The 3,520-nt window shown below is 55.9% G+C and carries 2 protein-coding genes, 1 pseudogene and 1 other annotated feature; of the genes and pseudogenes, 1 reads left to right on the forward strand and 2 read right to left on the reverse strand.

The features are described from left to right. Positions 1 to 103: 103 nt before the first annotated feature. Entirely contained in the window at positions 104 to 1,051 is a 948-nt protein-coding gene (locus ACSZO4_RS25105; RefSeq protein ID WP_437891812.1) for an IS30 family transposase, read from the reverse strand. 360 nt (positions 1,052 to 1,411) lie between these two features. Here ACSZO4_RS25105 and ACSZO4_RS25110 point away from each other — a divergent pair, with 360 nt between their 5' ends. After that, complete coding sequence (locus tag ACSZO4_RS25110) at positions 1,412 to 2,320, forward strand: tyrosine-type recombinase/integrase (protein WP_437891813.1); 909 nt, start codon at positions 1,412 to 1,414, stop codon at positions 2,318 to 2,320. 166 nt (positions 2,321 to 2,486) lie between these two features. On the opposite strand, the pseudogene ACSZO4_RS25115 reads toward ACSZO4_RS25110, so the two are convergent. Next, a pseudogene (locus ACSZO4_RS25115) lies at positions 2,487 to 3,520 on the reverse strand (IS3 family transposase); the annotation flags it as partial. Continuing rightward, positions 3,303 to 3,419 (reverse strand) — a sequence feature (AL1L pseudoknot). Its footprint overlaps the pseudogene before it by 117 nt.

Below are 3,520 nucleotides of genomic sequence, written 5' to 3' on the forward strand. Positions count from 1 at the left end.
ATTGCCGCTTCCTCAGATACCTGGCATTTATACGCTATTTTTACCGGTTCATGATTAAGTTATTCATCATGAACAATGGCGGATTCAACTCCGAAGTGCAACGCTAAGCCGCCATTCTTAGCTCTGCAAACACCACCGAGGGTTGCCTGAACCCAAGACACTTGCGTGGTCTGCTGTTCAGTGCACCCTGATAGCGCTGTAAGTCTTCTTCTGACACTGTACGCAGGTCGGTTCCTTTCGGGATAAACTGCCGTAACAGGCCATTTGTGTTCTCATTCAGCCCGCGCTCATGTGAGGCGTAGGGATGGGCGAAGTACGTATCAGCTTCCAGCGCCTTCGCGATAGCCTTGTGCTCACTGAACTCCAGACCGTTATCGAAAGTTATTGTGTGACACACATCCCGGTAATCGCTCAACAGAGAGATAATCGCGCTACTGACCTCCACTGCATCCTTTGAAAAAACCTTTTTCGTCAGATAAATACGGCTCTTACGCTCTGCCAGTGTGACGATAGCGCCTGTTCCCTGCTTACCCAGCACAAGGTCCGCTTCCCTGTCCCCCAGACGACTACGCTCATCAACAACCGGTGGACGCAGCTCTATGGACACTGCATCCGGGATACGACCTCGTTTCTGACCATACCCCTTACGGTAGCGGCGTTTCCCTTGCCGTAGATGGGTGAAAAGCCCACCACCACGCACTTTATCTGCCATTACATACTGGTAAATCCACTCATGGCTGACAGACAGGCCAATGACCTTCGCCACCGCACTTATCTGCTCAGGACTCCACTTCCACCCCAGAGCAAACACAACAAAGTCAATGACATTCTGACTCACCGACCGCTTTGCAGCCGTCATACGTCGCTGCTCACAAAGACGCTGCGCATTCTCCGGGGCATAGCACTCAGGAACACCGTTACGTCTGAGTTCACGGGATACAGTAGACTTGCTGACTCCGATACGGATGCCTATCTCACGGCAAGATAAATTATCATCACGCAGCACCGATATCTGGTATCGTTGCCCCTCGGTTAGTTGCTGGTATTTCATAGTTACTCGCTCATCTTTGGTCGGAAGAGCAGGATAGCTTATCAGCCGCTAACCGTCCTTCCATCTACATGACCGAGCGTTGCACTTATTATCTGAATTCGCGCTTAAATATTTCTTATGCCGGGATAACGCAGTGTTCTTGAATCAAGAATATATTCCTTTTTTCTACTTATTAAAATGTACCTTTGAAAAAGTAGAGATTCCTGAGTACACTTAAAGTGACCATCCGGCCCCGTTTTTCACGCAGCGCGCCGGTTACTTTTCCGACAGGATACCCGACAGCTTATGGCCATCCCGACAGACCATCAGTGGTTACCGTATGCTCCTGACGATGCCTCCGGTGACACCGCCTTCCCGGTGATGAGCGGTGACGCTGTCACGCCGGTGAATCCGGCCCGGGCGTATATGCTGTCACTGAACTCGGCGCGAAGCCGCCAGACCATGTCCTCCTTCCTGAACATTGTCGCCCGGATGCTCGGCGCCGGCTCCCTCGATGACTGCAGCTGGGGCGCACTGCGGCGCCATCATGTGCTGGGACTTATCGAGATGCTGCGCGACGCAGACCGGGCGGTGGCCACGGTCAACACCTACCTCTCGGCCCTGAAAGGGGTGGCCAGCGAAGCCTGGATGCTGAAGCTGATGGATGTCGAAAGTTACCAGCACATCCGCGCCGTGCGTCAGGTCCGTGGCAGCGCACTGCCACGTGGCCGGGCACTGAAACGGGAGGAGATAAAGGAATTGTTTGCGGTCTGTGAGGCAGACACCGGCAGTATTGGCGTTCGTGACGCGGCCCTGATGGCCGTGATCCTTGGCTGCGGCCTGCGCCGGTCGGAAGCGGTGGCGCTGAGTTATGAAGATATTGCACCCGGCGATCGGGCGCTGAAGGTGCTGGGGAAAGGCAACAAGGAGCGACTGGCCTATGTTCCAGCCGGGGCCTGGCAGCGGCTTCAGTTCTGGGTGGACCAGGTCCGGGGCGAGGCGCCGGGTCCGTTGTTTCCGCGGATCCGCCGGCACGATGTGGTGACGGAGAGCCGGCTTACCGACCAGGCGGTGTACCATATTCTGCAGGTGCGTCAGCGGCAGGCAGGTATCGAAAAGTGTGCGCCACATGATTTGAGGCGTACCTTTGCGACCGCGATGCTGGATAACGGGGAGGACTTAATCACCGTGAAGGACGCCATGGGACACGCCAGCGTGACTACCACGCAGAAGTACGACCGTCGTGGCGAGCAGCGTTTGCGCCAGGCACGAGACCGTCTGGATCAGTGAATCAACCAGGAACATGACAATGATTCTCTGTCAATACACCGATCAGACGGCTTTATGGGGTAATACGGAACTCTGGGTTACCAGAATCTAGCACCTTAAACAGAGCGGTGAAATCGGCTTTTTGTGAACCGCCCCGGTTTTCCGGGAGAGGGTTTTATCTGTGAACTCAGGCTGCCAGATCACCGTTTACGATGGAAGCGTAATATGCCTGTTCGGCTTCTACCGGAGGGATATGGCCGAGACGTTCCAACAACCGCCGGTTGTTGTACCAGTCCACCCACGTCAGTGTCGCCAGCTCCACTTCGGCGCGGGTTTTCCAGCTTTTACGATGTATAACCTCCGCTTTGTAAAGTCCGTTGATGCTCTCTGCCATTGCGTTGTCGTATGAGTCGCCGGTGCTGCCCGTTGATGCCAGCAGCCCTGCGTCCTTAAGCCGTTGCGTGTACGCCAGCGACACATACTGAGTGCCTTTATCGCTGTGATGGATGGTTCCGACGGGACGTCTGGCCCACAATGCCTGCTCCAGCGCATCCAGTACGAACGTTGTTTCCATCGACGATGAGACCCGCCATCCCACGATGCGACCGGCGAACACATCGATGATGAACGCCACATACGCGAAGCCCTGCAAGGTGCTGACATAGGTAAAATCAGCCACCCACAGCTGGTCAGGCCGTTCGGCCACGAACTGGCGGTTCACACGGTCATCTGCAGCAGCCTCTTTACGGCTGACGGTGGTTCGTACCTTTTTGCCCCGGCCTACCCCGGCCAGCCCCATCGCCTTCATCAGCCGTGCCATGGTACATCTGGCCGTGCTGATGTGTTCCCGGAGCAACTGACGCCAGACCTTGCGGACGCCATACACACTGTGGTTTTCATCATACACACGCTGTATCTCCGTTTTCAGCAGGTGGTCACGCTGTTCACGCGGGCTGCGCCTGTCCGGATGCATGCGGTGGTGCTGATACCGGTAATACGTCGACGGGGCGATATCCAGTTCCTGGCATACCGGTCCGACCCCATGCTCATTACGCAGGGTATCCACCAGAGGGGCTATTTTTTCCAGAGGCGGTCGAACTCCGCCTTCGCAAAATAAGCGGAAGCCTGGCGCAGGATATCGTTACTGCGGCGCAGTTCGCGGTTTTCACGTTCCAGCTCCTTGAGACGCTGGCGTTCAGTGGTGGTGAGTCCGCCGTCACC

Source organism: Phytobacter sp. V91 (assembly GCF_965644225.1).
GTDB lineage: Bacteria > Pseudomonadota > Gammaproteobacteria > Enterobacterales > Enterobacteriaceae > CBFFRJ01.

Coding starts and splice junctions, on each gene's coding strand:
- ACSZO4_RS25105 (WP_437891812.1), bottom strand. CDS start 1,051: ATGAAATACCAGCAACTAACCGAGGGGCAACGATACCAGATATCGGTG.
- ACSZO4_RS25110 (WP_437891813.1), top strand. CDS start 1,412: ATGAGCGGTGACGCTGTCACGCCGGTGAATCCGGCCCGGGCGTATATG.